At 69.8% G+C, this 22,001-nt stretch carries 14 protein-coding genes, 1 tRNA gene and 1 rRNA gene; 3 read left to right on the top strand and 13 right to left on the bottom strand.

The features are described from left to right. Window positions 1-7 precede the first annotated feature (7 nt). Together AB0D49_RS02155 and AB0D49_RS02160 are read left to right on the top strand one after the other, a co-directional pair. The gene (locus AB0D49_RS02155; RefSeq protein WP_362749217.1) at window positions 8-874 is read left to right on the top strand and encodes a DNA-formamidopyrimidine glycosylase family protein; all 867 of its coding nucleotides are present in this window, start codon (window positions 8-10) and stop codon (window positions 872-874) included. A 32-nt stretch (window positions 875-906) separates the two neighbouring features. Further along, the gene (locus AB0D49_RS02160) at window positions 907-1,788 is read left to right on the top strand and encodes an SDR family NAD(P)-dependent oxidoreductase (protein ID WP_362749220.1); all 882 of its coding nucleotides are present in this window, start codon (window positions 907-909) and stop codon (window positions 1,786-1,788) included. A gap of 93 nt (window positions 1,789-1,881) precedes the next feature. Here AB0D49_RS02160 and AB0D49_RS02165 read toward each other — a convergent pair whose 3' ends face one another. The 10 genes from AB0D49_RS02165 to AB0D49_RS02210 form a co-directional block, all read right to left on the bottom strand. Further along, window positions 1,882-2,127, bottom strand: coding sequence for a hypothetical protein (locus tag AB0D49_RS02165; protein WP_362749223.1), 246 nt, complete (start codon window positions 2,125-2,127; stop codon window positions 1,882-1,884). Window positions 2,128-2,333: 206 nt separating this feature from the next. Then, a complete protein-coding gene (locus AB0D49_RS02170; RefSeq protein WP_362749226.1) occupies window positions 2,334-2,804 on the bottom strand; it encodes a DNA starvation/stationary phase protection protein in 471 nt (156 codons plus the stop codon). Between the two features lie 472 nt (window positions 2,805-3,276). Further along, window positions 3,277-3,651: a helix-turn-helix transcriptional regulator gene (locus AB0D49_RS02175; RefSeq protein ID WP_362749229.1), complete on the bottom strand. Its 375-nt coding sequence runs from the start codon at window positions 3,649-3,651 to the stop codon at window positions 3,277-3,279. Between the two features lie 109 nt (window positions 3,652-3,760). After that, on the bottom strand, window positions 3,761-4,318 hold the full coding sequence (locus tag AB0D49_RS02180; protein WP_362749232.1) for a CinA family protein: 558 nt from the start codon (window positions 4,316-4,318) through the stop codon (window positions 3,761-3,763). Beyond that, window positions 4,315-5,100, bottom strand: a complete 786-nt coding sequence (gene pgsA / locus AB0D49_RS02185; RefSeq protein ID WP_362749235.1) for a CDP-diacylglycerol--glycerol-3-phosphate 3-phosphatidyltransferase — start codon at window positions 5,098-5,100, stop codon at window positions 4,315-4,317. Before pgsA ends, AB0D49_RS02180 begins: the two co-directional genes overlap by 4 nt. Continuing rightward, complete coding sequence (gene rimO / locus AB0D49_RS02190) at window positions 5,097-6,596, bottom strand: 30S ribosomal protein S12 methylthiotransferase RimO (protein ID WP_362749238.1); 1,500 nt, start codon at window positions 6,594-6,596, stop codon at window positions 5,097-5,099. Before rimO ends, pgsA begins: the two co-directional genes overlap by 4 nt. A gap of 208 nt (window positions 6,597-6,804) precedes the next feature. After that, entirely contained in the window at window positions 6,805-7,644 is an 840-nt protein-coding gene (locus AB0D49_RS02195) for a RodZ domain-containing protein (protein ID WP_362749241.1), read from the bottom strand. 336 nt (window positions 7,645-7,980) lie between these two features. Next, window positions 7,981-10,719: a DNA translocase FtsK gene (locus AB0D49_RS02200; protein WP_362749244.1), complete on the bottom strand. Its 2,739-nt coding sequence runs from the start codon at window positions 10,717-10,719 to the stop codon at window positions 7,981-7,983. A 395-nt stretch (window positions 10,720-11,114) separates the two neighbouring features. Continuing rightward, window positions 11,115-11,795: a response regulator gene (locus tag AB0D49_RS02205; RefSeq protein ID WP_362749247.1), complete on the bottom strand. Its 681-nt coding sequence runs from the start codon at window positions 11,793-11,795 to the stop codon at window positions 11,115-11,117. 317 nt (window positions 11,796-12,112) lie between these two features. Continuing rightward, window positions 12,113-17,575: a HAMP domain-containing protein gene (locus tag AB0D49_RS02210; RefSeq protein ID WP_362749249.1), complete on the bottom strand. Its 5,463-nt coding sequence runs from the start codon at window positions 17,573-17,575 to the stop codon at window positions 12,113-12,115. A gap of 409 nt (window positions 17,576-17,984) precedes the next feature. Here AB0D49_RS02210 and AB0D49_RS02215 point away from each other — a divergent pair, with 409 nt between their 5' ends. Continuing rightward, window positions 17,985-20,732: a SpoIIE family protein phosphatase gene (locus AB0D49_RS02215; protein ID WP_362749252.1), complete on the top strand. Its 2,748-nt coding sequence runs from the start codon at window positions 17,985-17,987 to the stop codon at window positions 20,730-20,732. Between the two features lie 59 nt (window positions 20,733-20,791). Here AB0D49_RS02215 and AB0D49_RS02220 read toward each other — a convergent pair. The 3 genes from AB0D49_RS02220 to rrf form a co-directional block, all read right to left on the bottom strand. After that, window positions 20,792-20,864 (bottom strand) — tRNA-Thr (locus tag AB0D49_RS02220). 76 nt (window positions 20,865-20,940) lie between these two features. Continuing rightward, the gene (locus AB0D49_RS02225) at window positions 20,941-21,606 is read right to left on the bottom strand and encodes a DegT/DnrJ/EryC1/StrS family aminotransferase (protein WP_362749331.1); all 666 of its coding nucleotides are present in this window, start codon (window positions 21,604-21,606) and stop codon (window positions 20,941-20,943) included. Between the two features lie 111 nt (window positions 21,607-21,717). Then, window positions 21,718-21,834 (bottom strand): 5S ribosomal RNA (gene rrf, locus AB0D49_RS02230). Window positions 21,835-22,001 lie beyond the last annotated feature (167 nt).

The following is a 22,001-nucleotide window of genomic DNA, read 5'->3' on the forward strand; positions in this document are numbered from 1 at the left end:
TGGCCCCATGCCCGAAGGTGACACGGTCTGGCAGACGGCCCGGCGACTGCACACCGCACTCGCCGGCCACGTCCTGACCCGTTCCGACCTCCGCGTCCCGAAGTACGCCACCACCGACCTCACCGGCCGCCAGGTCCTCGACGTCACCCCGCGCGGCAAGCACCTCCTGACCCGCATCGAAGGCGGAGTCACCCTCCACTCGCACCTCAAGATGGACGGCTCGTGGAAGGTCTTCGCCCACGACGAGCGCTGGACCGGCGGCCCCGCACACCAGATCCGCGCGATCCTCGGCACCACGGACCGCACAGCCGTCGGCTACCGCCTCCCCGTCCTGGACCTCCTGCGCACCACCGACGAGGACCGCGTGGTCGGCCACCTCGGCCCCGACCTCCTGGGCCCTGACTGGAACCCGGACCGCGCCCTCGCCAACCTCCTCACCGACCCGGCCCGTCCCCTCGGCGAAGCCCTGCTGGACCAGCGCAACCTCGCCGGTATCGGCAACGTCTACAAGAGCGAGCTGTGCTTCCTGCTCGGCGCCACCCCCTGGCTCCCCGTCGGAGCCCTGCCCCCCGACCGCGCGGCCAAGCTCCCGCCCCTCGCGCAGCGGCTCCTCGAAGCCAACCGCGACCGCCCGGTCCGCACCACCACCGGCCGCCGCGGCCAGGACCTGTTCGTGTACGGCCGCGCGGCCCGCCCCTGTCTGCGCTGCCGCACCCCCATCCGAGTGGCCGACCAGGGCGACGGCTCACGCGAACGCCCCACCTACTGGTGCCCGACCTGCCAGATCGGCCCCGCCCCACCCCCGGGCTCCCCCACACCCCACCGGCGCTCCCACCCCAACCCCGGCACCCGCCCGCCCCGCCACACCAATTGACGCCCCGTCAGAAACCCTCGTACCGTCCCTTCATGGCCGTGAACGCGTACGACCTCACCGGACGCACCGCCTTCGTCACCGGCGCCGCGAGCGGCATCGGCCGCGCCTCGGCCGTACTGCTCGCCCGCGCGGGCGCCACCGTGCACTGCGCGGACCTCGACGCACCGGGCCTGCGCGAGACGGCGGCCACGATCACGGCGGAGGGCGGCACCGCGCACACTCACCACCTCGACGTCACCGACCGGGCCCGCCTCCGGGAGGCCGTCGCCTCCTGCGAGACCCTGCACGTCATGGCGGCCATCGCCGGGATCATGCACAGCAGCCCGGTCCTGGAGACCCGCGACGAGGACCTCGACCGGGTGCTGAACATCAACTTCAAGGGCGTGCTCTACGCCTGTCAGGAGGCCGCGCACCGGATGATCGCCCGTGGCACACCCGGGTCCATCGTCACGATGGCCTCAGGCGCGGTGGACACCGGCAGCCCCGGCCTGCTCTGCTACGGGGCGGCCAAGGCGGCGGTGGTCCAACTGACCAAGACCCTGGCCACCGAGGTCGGCCGCCACGGCATCCGCGTCAACGCGGTCGCCCCGGGCTGGATACGCACCCCCATGACCGACCACCACACCACGGAGACCGAGGGCCCTCGATCTCCCACGGAGTCCCGATCCCCCACCGAGCCTCGATCCCCCGCGGAGCCACTATCCCGCCCGGAGGCTCAAACCCCCACAGAGCCACGGCCCCGCACCGAGCCCCAGTCCCGCACAGAGGCCCTCATGTCCCGGATGTCTCCCCTAGGCCGCGTGGGCACCCCGGAAGACGTCGCCCACGCCGTCCTCCATCTGGCGTCCGACGCGGCATCCTTCACCACCGGCCAGATCCTCCGCCCGAACGGCGGGGTCGCCATGCCCTGGTGACAAACCCCAGTCCACCGCAACCCACCCCCACGCCCCGCACACCCAGCCACCCACCCCCACACACTCCCCCTACACCCGCCGCACCCGCCGCCCTCACTCCCGCCCAGCCGAAGGCCCAACCCCCCGCCAAGCCGCCCTCCACCGCCCAGCCCCCAACGCCCCTGCGGCCCGCCCCTTCGGCACGCAGTGCACGGGAAGCAGACTCAACCCCCACCCCCCGGCGGCGACGGCGCCCTCCACCGCCCCGGCGTCCGGAGCGACGGCGAGCCGCACCACGGCCCACCACCACACCGCCCCGAACGTCAGCCCGGCCCCCCAGCGCACTATTCGCCCCGCCATGGCCACCTCCTCCGGTCCGACGCTAGAACGCCGCCCACGGGGACAGACAGGGCGCACCAGCGGCACACGGGCGCAAACCCCCGCAACACCGGCCCCAGCCGCTCACACGCCCCCACCGGGAATCCGCATCCGCCACCGCCGAGGCCCAGCCCCCACACCCCGCCGGACCCCACCCCCTCCGCGCCCACACCCATCGACCCGCGGCATCAGTCACTCGCGGCCTGGAACATCCAGTGATGCTTCTCAAGATCCGCCGTGATCCCGATGAACACGTCCTGCGACACCGGATCGGGCTTCTCCGTCGCCGCCACCCGCTCCCGCATCCGGGTGATCGCCGCCCCCAGCGCGTCGGTCAGCACCCGCACGGCGTCACTGTCCTTCACCCAGCCGTTCGGCACCGCCCCGATCCCACTGTCGGCGGCCACCGTCCCGGCCCGCCCGTCCGGTGACACACCCAGCGCGGAGGCCCGTTCCGCGACGGTGTCGGAGTGCACCCGCGCGGAGGCGACCACATCGTCCAGTTGAAGGTGTACGGACCGGAAGCGGGGTCCGACGATGTTCCAGTGGACCTGCTTCGCGATGAGCGACAGATCCACGAGATCCACCAGCGCGGACTGCAACGCCTCGGCCACGACCTTGAGGTCCGCTTCGGGCAGCGGACTCTTGACGACGTACATCGCACCTCCGTAGAAGGCCCCGAGAACTGTCCCTCCACGATGACCGCAACCCCGAAGCCGGGCAAACGGAGCAATTACCCCACCGGGCCCACCGCAGCCACCCAGAAGCCCGCCGAAACCCTACGAGGCACGCACCAAGCCAGCCGAACCCTCGGCGCCCTTACAGCCCCCACCAACCCGGCCGAACCCTCGGGGCCCCCGCACAGCCCCCACCAACCCGGCCAAACGCTCGGCGCCCCTGCACAGCCCCCACCCCAAGCCAGCCAAGCACTCGCGCCCCCATACGAAGCCCCCAAGCCCAGCCGAACCCCGGCCGCCCACACATGCACAGGCCCGCCCCGCCAAGCCCCACACCACGAAAAAACCCCGGCCCCCCTCCAGAAAGCCAACGCTTCCCGAAGCGGCGGACCGGGGCTTCACCCACTCACACCCACGCACACACGCCGTCACCGACGGCGCACGCGCATGCGTCTCACGCGGCGACCACCTCGGTGGCAGGCGCCTTGATCGTCACCCGTTCCGGAGGCACGCCGGCCACCGAGACGGAACCCAGCATCGGTCGGACCGGCGTGGGTACAGGTTCGCTGGGAGTGGCCGCAGCGGACTGGGCCAGCTCGGCGAGGGCGAGCTCATCGCTCACCTCGCGCATGAGCTCGGACATCCGTACGTCCAGCGCGTCGCAGATCGCGGCGAGCAGCTCGGAGGAAGCCTCCTTCTGCCCCCGCTCCACCTCGGAGAGATAGCCGAGCGAGACTCGGGCGGAGGAGGAGACTTCGCGCAGAGTACGGCCCTGGCGCTGGCGCTGCCGACGCAGCACGTCACCCAGCAGGCGACGGAGCAGAATCATCGGTGGCTCCCTCCTCGGACCGCGTAACCGCATCCTTCACGCCCCACCGTACCGCCTAGCGCCGCGGCCGTGCGGGGAGCGATGTCGTGTTCACTCAGGGCTGCAAACATCAAAACCCCCCGTTCTGTTCCGTATCCTGTGCCCGCTCATTCCCGGTCTGTTCGCCCGCGAGCTGCTCCAGGAGCAGTGCGAGTACGCTCCGTACACTCTCCATACGGATTTCCTCGCGTCCGCCGTTCAACCGCAGGGCCAGCACTTTTCCGCCACCGGCAGAATCGGAAACCGATCCGAACGCGTCGACCGTGGCCCGGTCCACGGCCACGAACACCGTCCCGACCGGATGTCCGTCCTGGGGGTCAGGCCCGGCGACCCCGGTGGTGGCGAGGCCCCAGTCGGCGCCGAGCACCCTCCGCGCACCGGCCGCCATCTGCCCCGCGACCTGCGCGTCCACCGCTCCCCGCGTCTCCAGGAGATCGGCGTCGACCCCCAGCAGGCGCTGCTTCAGCTCGGTCGCGTAGGCCGTGACCGACCCTCGGAACGCCTTGGACGCCCCGGGCACCGCCGTCAGCTCCGCCGCGACCAGACCGCCGGTCAGCGACTCGGCGACGGCGACCGTCTCGCCCCTCACCGTCAGTAGTCGCAGCACGTCGGCGGCCGTGGAATTCACGCGTCCGTCTCCTCCGCCGCCGCCCTTCGCTCGGCGATTCCCTGTCTGCGCAGCACAATGGCCTGTCGTACATAGTCGAGCCCGGTGACCACGGTCAGCAGGACCGCGGCGGCCATCACCCACCACCGCAGGGTGGCCAGCCAGCCCGTCAGTGCCAGGACGTACATGCCGACCGCCACGCCCTGGGTGAGGGTCTTGAGCTTGCCGCCACGGCTCGCGGGGATGACGCCGTACCGGATGACAAGAAAACGCAGCAGCGTGACCCCGAGTTCCCGGCCGAGGATGACGACCGTCACCCACCACGGCAGATCCCCCAGCGCCGACAGACAGATCAGCGCCGCACCCATGATGGCCTTGTCGGCGATGGGATCGGCGATCTTCCCGAAGTCGGTGACGAGATCGTACGTACGGGCGAGGTGACCGTCGAACAGGTCGGTGATCATGGCGATGGCGAAGGCGGCCCAGGCCAGCGACCGCCAGGCCGGGTCGTAGCCGCCGTCGGCGAGCATCAGCGCGACGAACGCCGGGACCAGCACGAGCCGGAGCATGGTCAGCAGGTTGGCGATGTTCCAGACGCTGGCCTGATTGACCGCCGCGGCGGCCAGCTTCCCGCCCCGCAGGTGCCGCCCGTCGGCCTCCCCGCCGTCGCCCCCGGAAACCGCGGAGACCCCGGCCCCGCCCACGGGACCCGACGCCCCCGAAGAGGCCGAGCCGCCATTCGTGCCCCCCACACCGTTCACCCCGGCGGAGCCCCCCGCGGCCGACGCCGGGACTCCCGTCATCTGCCCGCCTCCTCACGGCCCGCGTGCGAGCCCGCCGGCCCGGCCGCCGACCCGGCGGTCGTGAGCGGCTCGGCCACCAGGTCGACACCCTCCGTACCGACCACCTTCGCCTCGACCATACGACCGACCGTCAGCCCCTCGCCGCTCGTGAGCAGCACCTGGCCGTCCGTCTCGGGCGCCTGGTGCTCCCCGCGGCCGTACACCCCCTCCTCGGAGTCGACCGACTCGACGAGCACGCGCAGCGATTCCCCGAGCCGCTCCTCGGCCCGCTGCGACACGAGTTCCTCGGCCAGACGGGAGACATGTGCGAGGCGTTCGGCGACCACGTCCTCAGGGAGCTTGTTCTCGTAGGTCGCGGCCTCCGTGCCCTCCTCGTCCGAGTAGCCGAACACACCGATGGCGTCGAGCCGCGCGTGGTTGAGGAACCGCTCCAGCTCGGCGAGGTCGGCCTCGCTCTCGCCGGGGAAGCCCACGATGAAGTTGGAGCGCACACCGGCCTGGGGAGCCTTGCTCCGGATGGTGTCGAGCAGCTCCAGGAACCGGTCGGTGTCCCCGAAGCGCCGCATCGCCCGCAGCACGTCGGGCGCGGAGTGCTGGAAGGAGAGGTCGAAGTAGGGGGCGACCTTGGGCGTGCCGGTCAGGACGTCGATCAGGCCGGGCCGCATCTCGGCCGGCTGGAGGTAGCTGACCCGGACGCGCTCGATGCCGTCGACACCCGCCAGCTCGGGCAGCAGGGACTCCAGCAGCCGGATGTCGCCGAGGTCCTTGCCGTAGGACGTGTTGTTCTCGGAGACCAGCATGATCTCCTTGACGCCCTGCTCGGCGAGCCAGCGCGTCTCGTTCAGCACATCGCTGGGGCGGCGGGAGATGAAGGAGCCACGGAAGGACGGGATGGCGCAGAAGGTGCAGCGCCGGTCGCATCCGGAGGCCAGCTTGACCGAGGCGACCGGGGAGCCGTCGAGTCTGCGGCGCAGGGGCGCGCGGGGGCCGGAGGCGGGCGCGAGGCCGTCGGGCAGATCGACCGGGCCATGGCCGGGCAGGGCGACGGCCGCGGCGGACTCCTGGCGCTCCGCGGGGCTGATCGGCAGCAGCTTGCGCCGGTCGCGCGGGGTGTGGGAGGCGTGGACCCCGCCGGAGAGGATGGTCTGGAGCCGGTCGGAGATGTCCGCGTAGTCGTCGAACCCGAGCACGCCGTCGGCCTCGGGGAGCGCCTCAGCGAGTTCCTTGCCGTACCGCTCGGCCATGCAGCCCACGGCGACCACGGCCTGGGTGCGGCCGTGCCCCTTGAGATCGTTGGCCTCCAGCAGGGCGTCGACGGAGTCCTTCTTGGCGGCTTCGACGAATCCGCAGGTGTTCACGACGGCGACATCGGCGTCCTCGGCGTCCCCGACGAGCTGCCAGCCGTCCGCCTCCAGACGGCCCGCGAGCTCCTCGGAGTCCACCTCGTTTCGGGCGCAGCCAAGCGTGACGAGTGCGACGGTACGGCGTTCAGGCATGGGCTCAAGACTACTTCGTCCCACTGACACCCCACGCCGACGGGGCCACGGCGATCATGCCCGCCCCGGCCCCGAACATCCGCTCACGGCCCCGCGCGGGAGCCGCGCGAAAAGCCCTCGCACAGGTGCCGCACAGCGAACAGCCGGACGGCCCCACGGGAAACACCTCCCATGGAGCCGCCGAAGTCACACCCGGGAACCGCCGGGCTCATCCCGCCTGCGGATCACCCTTCGTATAGGTCAGCCGCTCCACGGCCCCCGGCTGCCAGTCCTCGTCGATCTTCTTGCCATTGACGTAGAGCTGAATGGCCCCGGCGTCGCCGAGCACCAGGTTGATCTTGGAGCTGTCCTGGAAGGTCTTGGAGTCGCCCTGCTTGAGCAGGCCGTCGAAGAGCAGGCGTCCGTTGTGGTCCTTGGCGGAGATCCAGCTGCGTCCGTCGGTGGCGCTGACCTGGACGGTCACCTTGTCCTGGGGCGCCGCGGCGATGGCGCTCTCGGTCGGGTCGGGCTCGGGGTCGGCGGGCCTGCTGGTCGCGGCGGACGGCGAGGACGACTTCCCGGTCGACGGTGTGGCACCACCGGCGACCTGGTCCTTGGCGCCACCGTCGGCCTCGCCCTTGAACATGGTGAACCCGACGAAGCCGATCACCGCGACGATCGCGGCGACCATGGCGGCCGTCCAGTTCGGTCCCCGGCGCTCGGGCCGGATGCGCTCCGCCTCGAACATGGGGGCCGCGGGGGTAGGGGCGGGTCGTCCGCCGTGGTCGGCGTCGTACTGGGCGAGCAGCGGACCAGGATCGAGCCGTACGGCCTTCGCCAGGGTCCGGATGTGGCCGCGGGCGTAGACGTCACCGCCGCAGGGCGCGAAGTTGTCGGCCTCGATCGCGTGCACGATGGCGATCCGGACCCGGGTGGCGGTACTGACGTCGTCGACGGTCAGCCCGGCCGCGATCCGCGCCTGCCGCAGCGCACGACCGATGGAGAGGTGGGCTTCCTCGGATACGTCTTCGAACGGACGCTCGTCTTCAGGGAAGTTGCCGATGGACACGGGGGCGCCTTTCGAGCGTGTAGCCACCTGTGCTGGAAGTTCAGTCTGAGGGGGTACGAAAGGGTGGGGCAACCGGGCGAGAGCACTTTGTACGCCATCGGTATGGCCCGTCATGCCGATGGTGGGACACAAGGTTTCCGCTTCCCTCAACTTGACGTGCGCCGAAGGGAAACGGTTGCTCAATGATCCCTTACGGGTGAGTCGTGGGACGCCGAACGGAGTACACCCAGGATCACGATTTGGGCGAGAGTCCGCATCAGGTTCAAGCACGCGCCAGGAGGCCCGTTCGCAAGGCCGCCCGTATGTGCCCGGTACGCGGTCCCCCATCCCTGACGCCTACCCCGCCGCCTCACCGCGAATCACCGCGAGGACCCCGTCCAGCTCATCCGGCTTGACCAGCACGTCACGCGCCTTGGAGCCCTCGCTCGGCCCGACGATGTTCCGCGACTCCATCAGGTCCATCAGCCGCCCGGCCTTGGCGAAGCCCACCCGCAGCTTGCGCTGGAGCATGGACGTCGACCCGAACTGGGTGGACACCACCAGCTCGGCCGCCTGGCAGAGCAGATCGAGGTCGTCGCCAATGTCCTCGTCGATCTCCTTCTTCTGCTTGCCGCCGACGGTCACGTCGTCCCGGAAGACCGGGGCCATCTGGTCCTTGCAGTGCTGGACGATGGCGGCCACCTCGTCCTCGGTGACGAAGGCGCCCTGCATACGGGTCGGCTTGTTGGCCCCCATGGGCAGGAACAGGCCGTCGCCCTTGCCGATCAGCTTCTCGGCACCGGGCTGGTCGAGGATGACCCGGGAGTCGGCGAGCGAGGACGTGGCGAAGGCCAGCCGGGAGGGCACGTTCGCCTTGATCAGCCCGGTGACGACATCCACCGACGGCCGCTGGGTGGCGAGCACCAGATGGATTCCGGCCGCCCGAGCGAGCTGGGTGATCCGCACAATGGCGTCCTCGACGTCCCGGGGCGCCACCATCATCAGATCGGCCAGCTCGTCCACGATCACCAGCAGATACGGGTACGGCTGAAGCTCCCGCTCGCTTCCCTCGGGCAGCTTCACCTTGCCTTCGCGAACGGCCTCGTTGAAGTCGTCGATGTGCCGGTACCCGTATGCGGCGAGATCGTCGTAGCGAAGATCCATCTCCCGCACCACCCACTGGAGCGCCTCGGCGGCACGCTTGGGGTTGGTGATGATCGGGGTGATCAGGTGCGGGATGCCCTCGTAGGCGGTCAGCTCGACCCGCTTGGGGTCGACGAGGACCATACGGACGTCCTCCGGGGTGGCCCGCATCATGATCGAGGTGATCAGACAGTTGATGCAGGACGACTTTCCGGAACCGGTGGCGCCGGCCACCAGCAGGTGGGGCATCTTTGCCAGCGAGTGCATGACATAGCCGCCCTCGACGTCCTTGCCGAAGGCGACCAGCATCGGATCGTCGTCCTCCGCCGACTCCGCGAGCCGCAGTACGTCCCCGAGGTTGACCATCTCCCGGTCGGTGTTCGGGATCTCGATGCCGACCGCCGACTTCCCGGGGATCGGGCTGATGATCCGCACGTCCGGGCTGGCGACGGCGTACGCGATGTTCTTGGTCAGCGCGGTGATCCGCTCCACCTTGACGGCGGGGCCCAGCTCGACCTCGTAGCGGGTCACCGTCGGGCCCCGGGTGAAGCCGGTGACGGCCGCGTCCACCTTGAACTCGGTGAAGACGGTGGTGAGCGAGGCGACGACCGCGTCATTGGCCGCGCTGCGCGCCTTGCCGGGCCCACCGCGCTCCAGCAGGTCCAGGGGCGGCAGCGAGTAGGTGATGTCGCCGGACAGCTGGAGCTGCTCCGCGCGGGGCGGCAGATCGCGCAGCTCTCCGGGCGGCGCCTTGGTGAGGTCGGGGACCTCCCCCTTGAGCCGCTCCTGGCGGGGCTTGTCCTTCTGGGGCCGGGCCCCAGGGACCGGCGTCGGGGTGGTGTCCTCCCGGTCCCCCCGGTCGCCCACCCGGACCCCCTGGGTGAGGTCGGCGACGAGCGGCGACGGCGGCATGCCGTGCAGCACGGCCCCGTCCAGATCGGCCGCAGCCGCCGCCGCGAAGTCCACGGCGTCCATCTGCCGGTCCATCACGGGCTGGGGCACCGCGGAACGCCTCGGCCGCCCGCGACGCCGCGAGAGGGCCTCTTCCTCGGCTCCCTCGGGGTCGTACGGCTCGTCGGCCGCCCCCGCGCGTTTGCGGCTTCGCGCGGGCAGCGACTCCCGCCACTGGTCGTCGTAGCGCTCGTCGTCCCCGGTGAGGGTGTCCGCGTCCAGGTCGTGGACGACCCCGAGCCGCACGCCGAGCTGCCGCAGCCGCTGCGGGATCGCCTTCACCGGCGTGGCCGTGACGACCAGCAGCCCGAACACCGTGAGCAGCGCCAGCAGCGGCACGGCCAGCACATCGGTCATGGTGTACGACAGCGGGGTGGCCGCGCCCCAGCCGATGAGCCCTCCGGCGTCCCTTATCGGCTGCATGCCGTCGCTGCGCGCGGGTGAGCCGCACGCGATGTGCACCTGTCCGAGCACGCCGATCACCAGCGCGGACAGCCCGATGACGATCCGTCCGTTGGCGTCGGGCTGTTCCGGATGACGGATGAAGCGGAAGGCGACGACCGCGAGCAGGATCGGGACGAGCAGATCGAGCCGCCCGAAGGCACCCGTCACCAGTATCTCGACGAGATCGCCGACCGGGCCGCGCAGATTGGACCAGGTCCCGGCGGCGACGATCAGCGCGAGCGCCAGCAGCAGCAGGGCGATGCCGTCCTTGCGGTGCGCCGGGTCCAGGTTCTTGGCGCCCTGCCCTATGCCACGGAACACCGCGCCCACGGCGTGCGCCACCCCCAGCCAGAGGGCGCGCACCAGCTTGTACACACCGCCGGTCGGATTGGGCGCCGGCTTCGGAGGCGCCGCGGCCTTCTTCGCCGCGGCCTTCTTGGCGGGTGCCTTTCTGGCGGGCGCCTTCTTCGCCGGAGCCTTTTTGGCAGCGCCCTTCTTCGCCGGAGCCGCCGCCTTCTTGGCGGGCTGCTTCTTGGCTGCGGAGGGACGTGAGGCCATGGAGGCGAGACTACCGCCGCGCCGGGGTGTCGACCCACGTGCCGGCCCCTTCACCCATTCGTGTCGCCCCTGGGCACTCCGGAACTGACGGGATGTAAGGGGCGCGGGAGGTGGGAGCGGTCGAAGGGGGACCGGGAGTGGCGGGGACGGAGGGGGCCGCCGTACGGCCGTCCTATGGAGCCCGTTTCGCAGCGGACCGCCGCGCTATGGAGCCTGCTACACAGCCGACCCCACGCTATAGAGCCTGCTACACAGCCGACCGCCGCCCTATGGGGCCCCCTACAGATCGGACCGCCGCCCTAGGGAACTCGCCACTCAGCGGACCGCCGCCCCAGAGAGCCCGCTCCACCAACGGAGGCAGAATCTCCACGGCCACCCTTCAGCCCGTCAACCCGTCAGCTCTGGGAAGGAACCACCGGGGCGCCCCCGGCACCCGGCTCCAGTGCGTCCAACGCCCGCCGCAGTCCGGTCAGCTTCCGCTCCAGATGCGCGGCCGTGGCCACCGCCGCCGCGTCCGCGGACTCGTCGTCCAGCTGCTTGGACAGCGCCTCGGCCTGCTCCTCGACGGCGGCCAGCCGCGCGGACAGCTCGGCGAGCAGTCCGGCCGGTTCCTTCCCGGGCCCGACGCCGGTCCTGCCGCCACCCTCCAACTGGAGCCGCAGCAGCGCCGCCTGCTCCCTCAGCTGGCAGTTCTTCATGTACAGCTCGACGAACACGGAGACCTTCGCCCGGAGCACCCACGGGTCGAACGGCTTGGAGATGTAGTCAACCGCGCCCGCCGCGTATCCACGGAACGTGTGGTGCGGACCGTGGTTGATCGCGGTGAGGAAGATGATCGGGATGTCCCGCGTGCGCTCCCGGCGCTTGATGTGCGCGGCGGTCTCGAAACCATCCATCCCCGGCATCTGGACATCCAGCAGAATGACCGCGAAATCGTCCGTGAGCAGCGCTTTGAGCGCTTCCTCCCCGGACGATGCCCGGACCAGCGTCTGATCGAGCGCCGAGAGGATCGCCTCCAGCGCCAGCAGATTCTCCGGCCGGTCATCGACCAGGAGGATCTTGGCCTTCTGCACCATGGCCCGCCCTCCTCGCCCCGGCATGGGGCCTCCCCTGTCCACAGGACTTGGGGAAGCGCCGTCGGGAGCCACCCCTGGGGACGACTCCGTCTCGCCGCCCGTCCTCGTGCCGGTCATCGTAGCCGCACCCCGCCCGTCGCCACACCCTGTCACCGTGATGTCACTGTGCACATAGCAGAAACGCTACGGGAGACCAGAAGGTTCCCGGAATCGCGTACGTCCACACGGCGCCGAACACACCGCGTCAGCAACTCCGGGTGAACACTCACCGATCCGGTGCCTGTCGCCTCCCGCGCGGGAGCGTCCTTCGGCCGAGGTCACTCCACCCGCATCCACTGCCGCATGACGGCCAGCAGGTGATCCGGGTCGACGGGCTTGGTCACATAGTCCGACGCGCCGGACTCGATGGCCTTCTCCCGGTCGCCCTTCATCGCCTTCGCGGTCAGCGCGATGATCGGCAGCCCGGCGAACTGCGGCATCCGCCGGATCGCGGTGGTCGTCGCGTACCCGTCCATCTCCGGCATCATGATGTCCATCAGGACGACCGCCACGTCGTCGTGCTGCTCCAGGACCTCGATGCCCTCGCGGCCGTTCTCGGCGTACAGCACCGAGAGGCCGTGCTGTTCCAGGACGCTGGTCAGGGCGAAGACATTGCGGATGTCGTCGTCGACGATCAGCACCTTCTCGCCGCCGAACCGCAGCCCCGTGACCGGCTCGCGGTCGCCGTCCTGCCCCACGACCGCCGTCCAGCTCTCCGGGTGCTGCATGGACGGCCGGGAGAACGCCTCCGTGCCCCGGCGCCGCCGCCGGAACAGCGCCGCCGCCCCGTTCTGCGTCTCCTGGTACGACTTGACCTCCGCCGGTGTCTCGATCTCGGGCACCTGGGGGCGCGCCTCGATCGCCGTCGGACCGGGCACCTGGGGAGCCGTCTGGAAGCCCTGCGCGGGCAGTTCGCTCGGGTGCAGCGGCAGATACAGGGTGAACGTCGAGCCGCGGCCCGGCTCGCTCTGCGCGTGGATCTCCCCGCCGAGCAGCTGCGCGATCTCCCGCGAGATGGACAGCCCCAGGCCCGTACCGCCGTACTTGCGGCTCGTCGTGCCGTCGGCCTGCTTGAACGCCTCGAAGATGACCCGCATCTTGCTCGCCGCGATCCCGATCCCGGTGTCGGTCACCGAGAACGCGATCAGCGCGGCCCCCGGATCGGTCACCGAACCGGCCTCCAGGAGCTGTTCCCGGATGGACTGCGGTACGTCCGCCCCGGCGGGTCGGATCACCAGCTCGACCGATCCGGAGTCGGTGAACTTCACCGCGTTGGACAGCAGATTGCGCAGCACCTGGAGGAGCCGCTGCTCGTCGGTGTGCAGGGTGGCGGGCAGCTCCGGCGACACCCGCACCGACAGATCCAGGCCCTTCTCCGCGGTCAGCGGCCGGAAGGTGGCCTCCACGTAGTCCACGAGCTGGACGAGGGCGATGCGGGTCGGCGACACGTCCATCTTGCCCGCCTCGACCTTGGACAGGTCCAGGATGTCGTTGATCAGCTGGAGCAGATCGGAACCGGCACCATGGATCGTCTCCGCGAACTCCACCTGCTTGGGCGTGAGGTTGCCGTCCGCGTTGTCGGCGAGCAGCTTGGCCAGGATCAGCAGCGAGTTCAGCGGCGTACGCAGCTCATGGGACATGTTCGCGAGGAACTCGCTCTTGTAGCGCATGGAGACGGCGAGTTGCTCGGCGCGCTCCTCCAGGACCTGGCGGGCCTCCTCGATCTCGGTGTTCTTCACCTCGATGTCCCGGTTCTGCCGGGCCAGCAGTTCGGCCTTCTCCTCCAGTTCGGCGTTGGACGCCTGGAGGGCCTTCTGCCGGTTCTCCAGCTCCTGGGAGCGGTCGCGCAGCTGCTCGGTCAGTTCCTGCGACTGCTTCAGCAGCACCTCGGTCTTGGTGTTGACGGAGATGGTGTTGACGCTGGTCGCGATCATCTCCGCGATCTGGTTGAGGAAGTCCTTCTGGATGTGCGTGAACGGGGTGAAGGAGGCCAGCTCGATCACTCCGAGCACCTTGCCCTCGAACAGCACCGGCAACACGATGACCTGCGCGGGCGGCGCCTCGCCGAGCCCGGAGGAGATCTTGAGGTAGCCGCTGGGCGCGTTCTCCACCAGGATCGTGCGCTTCTCGTTGGCGGCGGTCCCCACGAGCGCCTCCCCCGGCCGGAACGAGGTCGGCATGGACCCCATGGAGTAGCCGTACGAGCCCAGCATGCGCAGCTCGTAGGCGTCGTCCGACCCCGCCGCCACGTCCTTGCCGTCCAGCTGGGGCATGGCGAGGAAGAAGGCGCCATGGTGCGCGGCGACCACCGGTGTCAGCTCGCTCATGATCAGCGAGGCCACGTCCTCCAGGTCCCGGCGGCCCTGCATGAGGGCGGAGATCCGGGCGAGGTTGCCCTTGAGCCAGTCCTGCTCCTTGTTGGCGATGGTGGTGTCGCGCAGGTTGGCGATCATCTTGTTGATGTAGTCCTGAAGCTCCTGGATCTCACCGGAGGCGTCGACGTCGATCTTCAGGTTCAGGTCGCCCCGGGTCACCGCGGTCGCCACCCGTGCGATGGCCCGGACCTGCCGAGTAAGGTTTCCTGCCATTTCGTTCACGGACTCGGTGAGGTCCCGCCAGGTGCCGTCCACGTCCCTGACCCGGGCCTGGCCGCCGAGCTGCCCTTCCGTGCCCACCTCGCGGGCGACGCGGGTGACTTCCTCCGCGAACGACGAGAGCTGGTCAACCATGGTGTTGATGGTCGTCTTGAGTTCGAGGATCTCGCCGCGGGCGTCGATGTCGATCTTCTTGGTCAGATCGCCCTTGGCGATGGCGGTGGTCACCATCGCGATGTTGCGGACCTGACCGGTCAGGTTGGACGCCATCTGGTTCACCGACTCGGTGAGGTCCTTCCAGGTTCCCGCAACGCCCGGCACATGGGCCTGGCCCCCCAGGATGCCGTCCGTGCCCACTTCGCGGGCCACCTTGGTGACCTGCTCGGCGAACGAACTGAGCGTCTTGACCATGGTGTTGAACGTGTCGGCGAGCTGCGCCACCTCACCGCGCGCCTCGATCGTCACGGTCCGGGTCAGGTCGCCGTTGGCGACGGCCGCCGCGACCTGCGAGATGTTGCGCACCTGCATGGTCAGGTTCTTGGCCATCAGGTTGACGTTGTCGCTGAGGTCCTTCCAGATGCCGACGATCCCCGGCACATGTGCCTGGCCTCCGAGGATGCCCTCGGTGCCCACCTCGCGCGCCACCCGGGTCACCTGGTCGGCGAACGACGACAGCTGGTCGACCATCGTGTTCACGGTGGTGACGAGTTCGAGGATCTCGCCCTTGGCGTCGACGGTGATCTTCTTGGACAGATCGCCCTTGGCGACCGCGGTGGTGACGAACGCGATGGACCGCACCTGGACGGTGAGGTTGTTCGCCATGAAGTTCACCGACTGAGTGAGGTCCTTCCAGGTGCCGGAGACGCCCTGCACCTCCGCCTGGCCGCCCAGCTTGCCCTCGGTGCCGACCTCGCGGGCGACCCTGGTGACCTCCTCGGCGAACGACGACAGCTGGTCCACCATCGTGTTGAGGGTGTTCTTCAGCTCCAGGATCTCGCCCCGCGCGTCGACCGTGATCTTCTGCGAGAGGTCACCGCGGGCGACCGCCGTGGCGACCTGGGCGATCTGCCGCACCTGAGCAGTAAGGTTTCCTGCCATTCCGTTCACGGAGTCGGTCAGGTCCCGCCAGACACCAGCGACGCCCGGCACCTGCGCCTGACCGCCGAGCCGCCCCTCGGTGCCCACCTCGCGGGCCACCCGGGTCACCTGGTCGGCGAACGCGGAGAGCTGGTCGACCATCGTGTTGACGGTGTTCTTCAGCTCCAGGATCTCGCCGCGCGCGTCCACGGTGATCTTCTGTGACAGATCACCGCGTGCCACGGCGGTGGTGACCTGCGCGATCTGCCGGACCTGCGCGGTCAGATTGCCGGTGATGGAGTTGACCGAGTCGGTCAGCTCCTTCCATGTCCCAGACACGCCCGGCACCTGCGCCTGACCGCCGAGCCGCCCCTCCGTACCGACCTCACGGGCCATCCGCACGACCTGTTCGGCGAACGACGACAGCTGGTCCACCATGGTGTTCACGGTGTTCTTCAACTGGAGCATCTCGCCGGAGACATCGACGGTGACCTTCTGCGACAGATCGCCGTTGGCGACCGCCGTGGTCACCTGGGCGATGTTGCGCACCTGCCCGGTCAGGTTGCGGAAGGCCGTGTTGACCGAATCCGTCAGGTCCTTCCACGTCCCGGCCGCGCCCATGACCTGCGCCTGCCCGCCCAGTTCACCCTCGACCCCGATCTCCCGGGCGACCCGGGTGACCTCGGACGAGAACGCGGAGAGCTGGTCCACCATCGTGTTCACGGTGTTCTTCAGCTCAAGCATCTCGCCGGCCACGTTCACGGTGACCTTCTGCGTCAGATCACCGCTGGCCACGGCGGTCGTGACGGCCGCGATGTCCCGTACCTGAGTGGTCAGGTTCCGGAAGACCGTGTTGACCGAATCCGTCAGGTCCTTCCACGTCCCCGCCGCGCCCGGCACATTCGCCTGACCGCCGAGCCGCCCCTCGCCGCCCGTCTCGTTGGCCACCCGGGTGACCTCGTCCGCGAAGATCCGCAGCGTCTCGGTCATCTGGTTGATCGTCTCTGCAAGCTGCGCGACCTCGCCGCGCGCCTGCACGGTCACCTTCTGCGAAAGATCGCCGTTGGCGACCGCAGTGGTCACCTGTGAGATTCCCCGCACCTGGGCAGTGAGGTTCCCTGCCATGGTGTTCACCGAGTCGGTGAGTTCCTTCCACACCCCGGCGACACCCGGCACCCGGGCCTGTCCGCCCAGCTCGCCCTCCGTACCGACCTCCCGCGCGACACGGGTCACCTCGGAGGAGAACGCCGAGAGCTGGTCGACCATCGTATTGACGGTGACCTTCAGCTCCAGCATCTCGCCAGCCACGTCGACGGTGACCTTGCGCGACAGATCGCCCTTGGCGACCGCCGTGGTCACCAGCGCGATGTCCCGCACCTGCGCGGTCAGCCGGTACGCCATGGTGTTGACGGACTCCGTCAGGTCCTTCCACGAACCCGACATCCCGCGCACCCGCGCCTGACCACCGAGCTTGCCCTCGGTACCGACCTCACTGGCGACCCGCGTGACCTCGTCGGTGAATGTCGACAACTGATCGACAAGGTTGTTTACAGTCCGCCCGACCTTCAGGAACTCGCCCCGCAGCGGATTCCCCGGCCCCTCCGCCGTCTGCTGCCGCAGCTCCATCCGCGGCGAAAGATCGCCCTCCGCCACCGCCGACAGCACCCGGCTGACCTCGGAGACCGGCCGCACCAGATCGTCGACCAGGGCGTTGGACGCGTCGATCGCGGCGCCCCAGGAGCCCTCCAGGGCCCCCGCCTCCAGTCGCTCGGTCAGCTTGCCGTCCCGCCCCACCACCCGCCGGACCCGCGACAGCTCACCGGTCAGATGGAGATTGCGCTCCGCGACCTCGTTGTAGACGGCGGCGATCTCCGCCATCACACCGTCGCCGGACACCGTCAGCCGCCTGCGGAAGTTCCCGTCCCGCATCGCCACCAGAGCCGTCAGCAGCCGGTCCAGGGACGCCGTGTCCACCGCCGTCGTCCCGCCGCGTGGCGTACGCCGGTTTCCCAGGGACTGTCCGCCCTTCGCGCGCGTCTTAGTGCCCCGCGTCGCTGCGCCAGACTCCACTGTGTCCCTCCCGCAGGGGTCGACCATTTCTGCCGTGCTCAGGTGGTTCCCGTCGTGCACTCCGGTGTTTCGGACAGCCGCCGTACGGCACAGCCGCACCGCGCCACCCCGCTCCGGACGGCGTACGGGACCGCACCTAGGGCTGCTGCCCACCACATGCGCGTCCCACGCGACCCGCCCGGACCTTCACCGGAAGCCTGCCCAGTGTTTCACTCCGGCGGAACCCGGCCATAACAGTTCGGCAGCTTCGCACACCGTCCGCACACCCTCCGGACGGAAACACCGGCGACCGGCATCCGCATGGACGGGGAAGGTAAGTAACCTTGCATGCGGCTGTCCAGCCGCGCCGGTCCGACCGGCCTGGGCGGTGGTACGAGAACGAGCGGGCATCGGAGGGGCGGCCGTCACCATGACCACCGGACTGATCCCCGGGGGACACCCCCCGGACCCCCGGCCGACGGATGGCCTACCGTCGCAGTCGCGGCGCGAACCGGTCGGCCCCGCAGCCCTGCACATGGACGACCGGTCGAGGAGTTCAGTGATCACCGCGCGAGCGTCCGCCAGCTACGAGCCCCTCGGGCGTTCGGTCGCCTCCGCCCGCTCCTTCGTCCGCGACACGCTCCAGGGCTGGGGCTTCGCCGACATCGTCGACGACGCCGTGGTCCTGACCAGCGAACTGGTCACCAACGCCGTGGTGCACGCGGGCACCGCCGCGGACGTCCTGTGCCTGCGCAGCGACGACGGCGTACGCATCGAGGTCGCCGACCGCTACCCCGAACGCGAGATCCCGCTCCAGGGCGCCGCCACCGCCATGGGCAACCTCGACCGCGAAGGCGGCCGGGGCCTCCAGCTCTGCGCCGCCCTGGCCGCCCGCTGGGGTGTCGACTACACGCCCACCCACAAACAGGTCTGGTTCCAGCTCGACCTCCCCGAGCGCGCCGTGGGCACCCGCGCGGCGGGCCCCTGCCTCCCCGCCGACCTGCTCCCGCTCGCCGACGGCCGGGTCCGCGTCGCCGTCATCCAGATCGACCGCACCGGCGCGATCTCCGCATGGAACGAGGACGCCGAAGACGTCTTCGGCTACCCGCCCGAACAGGTGACCGGAAAGCCTCTTACCGATTTCGCCGCCTGGCCGCACACCCCCGGCACCAGCACCGGTATCGCCGAAGCCCTCCAGCTCTCCCGCTGGGAAGGCAGCTACGGCATCCGCGACGCCGCCGGCCGGGTCGTCCCGGTCTACGCCTCCCACCTCCGCGTCCGCGACACCGACGGCGAGCCCTCCACCGTCTGCCTCCTGGTCCGCGACCACGAACGGGCGGTCCTCCAGACCCCCGTACGCGTCTCCGCGCCCGACACCACCACCAGCGCCGAAGGCAAGAGCAGCGACCCGTTCGAGGTCTTCATCGGCTCCCCCGCCCCCGACGACCTCGACGGCCTGCTCCAGCGCACGGTGGAACGCGCCCGCGACATGCTTGACGCCGACTCCGCCTTCCTCCTGCTCGCCACCGACGACGAGACGGAACTCGAAGTCCGCGCCTCCACGGGCCTGCCCTCCGCCCGCCAGCGGTTCGCCCGCGTCCCCGTCGAAGCGGGCCCCGGCCGCTACGGATCGGCCCGTATGCCCGCCGTCCACGACGACCTCTCCTCCGTCCCCGGCGCGGTCCCCCTCCTCAACGGCACCGGCATGCGCTCGGTCGTCACCGTCCCGCTCAAGGTCGAGGGCCGCCTCACCGGCTCCCTGGGCGTCGCCGCCGAAGCACCCGGCCGCTACTCCAACGAAGAGGCCCTGCGCCTCCAGTTCGCCGCCGACCGCATCGCCCTGGCCGTCGAATCCGCCCGCCTCGGCGAACTGGAACGGCTGCGCAGAGGCTCCCTCAGCTTCCTCGTCGAAGCCTCCGACCTGCTCGCCGGAACCCTGGACCGCGACCAGACCCTCGCCCTCATGGCCCAGATGACCGTCCCCACTCTGGCCACCTGGTGCGCCGTCTACACTCTCGCCGACCAGGCGGCGGACCCCTACCTCTCCTACGTCCTGCACGAGGACGAGGAACTCATCGACGGCATCAAGTCGCTGCTCTCCAAGATCCCCCCGCCCGACCCGGTACCCACCCCGGGCGCCCACGTATGGACGGCCCCCGCGGAAGCCGCCCATCAGGCCGCCCTACGCACCTCCATGCGCAGCCTCGGCCTCAGCGAACCCGCCTCCATCAGCGCCGGTATCAACACCACCCTCGCCACCGCCTCCGCCGTCGGCGGCGAAACGGTCGTCCTGCCCCTGGTCGCCCGCAACCGCGTGATCGGCATGCTCACCCTCGGCAAGCCCACCGACGAACACTTCCGCCAAGAGATCCTGGAACTCGGCGAGGACCTCTCCCGCCGCGCGGCCCTGGCCCTGGACAACGCCCGCCTCTACTCCGAGCGCACCGCCATCAGCCAGTCCCTCCAGCGCAGCCTCCTGCCACCCGGCCTCCCCCAGATCGATGGCGTCGAGGTCGACGTCATCTACCGCGCGGCAGGCGAGGGCAACGAAGTCGGCGGCGACTTCTACGACGTCTTCCCCATCGGCGAGAACACCTACGGCTTCGCCATCGGAGACGTCTGCGGTACGGGCCCCAACGCGGCGGCCGTCACGGGCCTCGCCCGGCACGCCCTGCGCCTCCTCGCCCGCGAGGGCCTCAGCGGCCCCGCCGTCCTCCAGCGCCTCAACTCCGCCATCCTCGACGAGGGCGCCCGCAGCCGCTTCCTGACCCTCCTCTACGGCGAGCTACGCCCCCGCGACGACGGCAGCGCGGAACTCAAGGTCGTCTGCGCGGGCCACCCCCTTCCGCTCCGCCTGCGCCAGGACGGCACGGTCGAACCGGCCGCCGAGCCCCAGCCCCTCCTGGGCGTCCTGGAAGACCTGGAGCTGTACGAGCAGACGATCAGCCTCGACCCGGGCGACGTCCTGCTCTGCGTCACGGACGGTGTCACCGAACGCCGTGAGGGCACCCGCATGCTGGGCGACGACGGCCTCACCGAGGTACTCACCACCTGCACGGGCCTCACGGCCGGGGCGGTGGCCGCGCGTGTCATGCGCGCGGTGGAACGCTTCGCCTCGGACGCCCCTTCGGACGACATGGCCATCCTGGCGATGCGCGTCCCGGGCCTTCCCAGCTGACAAGACGGGAACAAGAAGAAACCCCCTGCCCAACAGGGCGGGGGGTTTCTTTCTTCCAGAGCCCCCAAACGGAATCGAACCGTTGACCTTCTCCTTACCATGGAGACGCTCTACCGACTGAGCTATAGGGGCCTGTTGCCTTTTCGAGGTTTCCCTCGGAGCAACGAAATAGATCATACCCTGAACGAACCTGTGCTCCCAACCACCGTCAAAGGGCAGGCTGAAGCAGTCCACCGAGCCTGTTGCAGGCCGACACGATCCGCTGCATGTCCCGCTTGGTCAGCCCGGCATCCACCGGCAGCGCCAAAGTCTCCTCGGCGGCCCGCTCGGTCTCCGGCAGCGAGACACACCGCCGGAACTCCGGCATCCGATGCACGGGAGTCTTCACCGGCACCCAGCAGTCAACTCCCCTGGCCCGCAAGGCCCGTGCGAACGCGTCCCGGTCCGGCCGCCCATTCCCCAGCACCCGCACCACATACTGCTGATAGGTGTGCCCCACACCGCCTTCGGGTGTGCACACCCCCCGCAGCTTCGCGTCCAGATAGGCGGCCCGCTGTCGCCGCCGAGCAACCTCGTCGTACGCGGGCGTCCCGGACTCCGCGGACTCCAACACCAGCAGCCCATGCCGCTGCCCGACCGCGTGCAGCCCACCGATGTCCGCCGGCCGCCCGAACCGATGCACCACAACCACCGCCGCGCTCCGCGGAGTCACAGCCGCCTCGACAGCCCCTACATCCAGGCAGTACGACGCCGGATCAATGTCGGCGAACACCGGGGCGGCCCCCACCAGGGTCACGGCCTCAGCGATCTCAATACTCCCGAACGCAGGCACGATGACCTCGTCACCGACGCCGACACCAGCGGCCCTGAGCAGTGCACCCGTACCCATACTTCGGATGCTGATTGCACAACGTGAACTGCAAGTGACACCCAATAAAAAAGGGCTGGGCCCCGAACCGAAGTTCGGGACCCAGCCTCAAAGTTTGTTCGGCGGCGTCCTACTCTCCCACCGGGTCCCCCCAGCAGTACCATCGGCGCTGTAAGGCTTAGCTTCCGGGTTCGGAATGTAACCGGGCGTTTCCCTCACGCTATAACCACCGAAACACTACGAAACACACAACCATTAATGGCTGTTCGTGGTTTCAGAACCAACACAGTGGACGCGAGCAACTGAGGACAAGCCCTCGGCCTATTAGTACCGGTCACCTCCACCAGTTACCTGGCTTCCAGATCCGGCCTATCAACCCAGTCGTCTACTGGGAGCCTTAC

It is taken from the genome of Streptomyces sp. NPDC048290 (assembly GCF_040652095.1).
Taxonomy (GTDB): domain Bacteria; phylum Actinomycetota; class Actinomycetes; order Streptomycetales; family Streptomycetaceae; genus Streptomyces.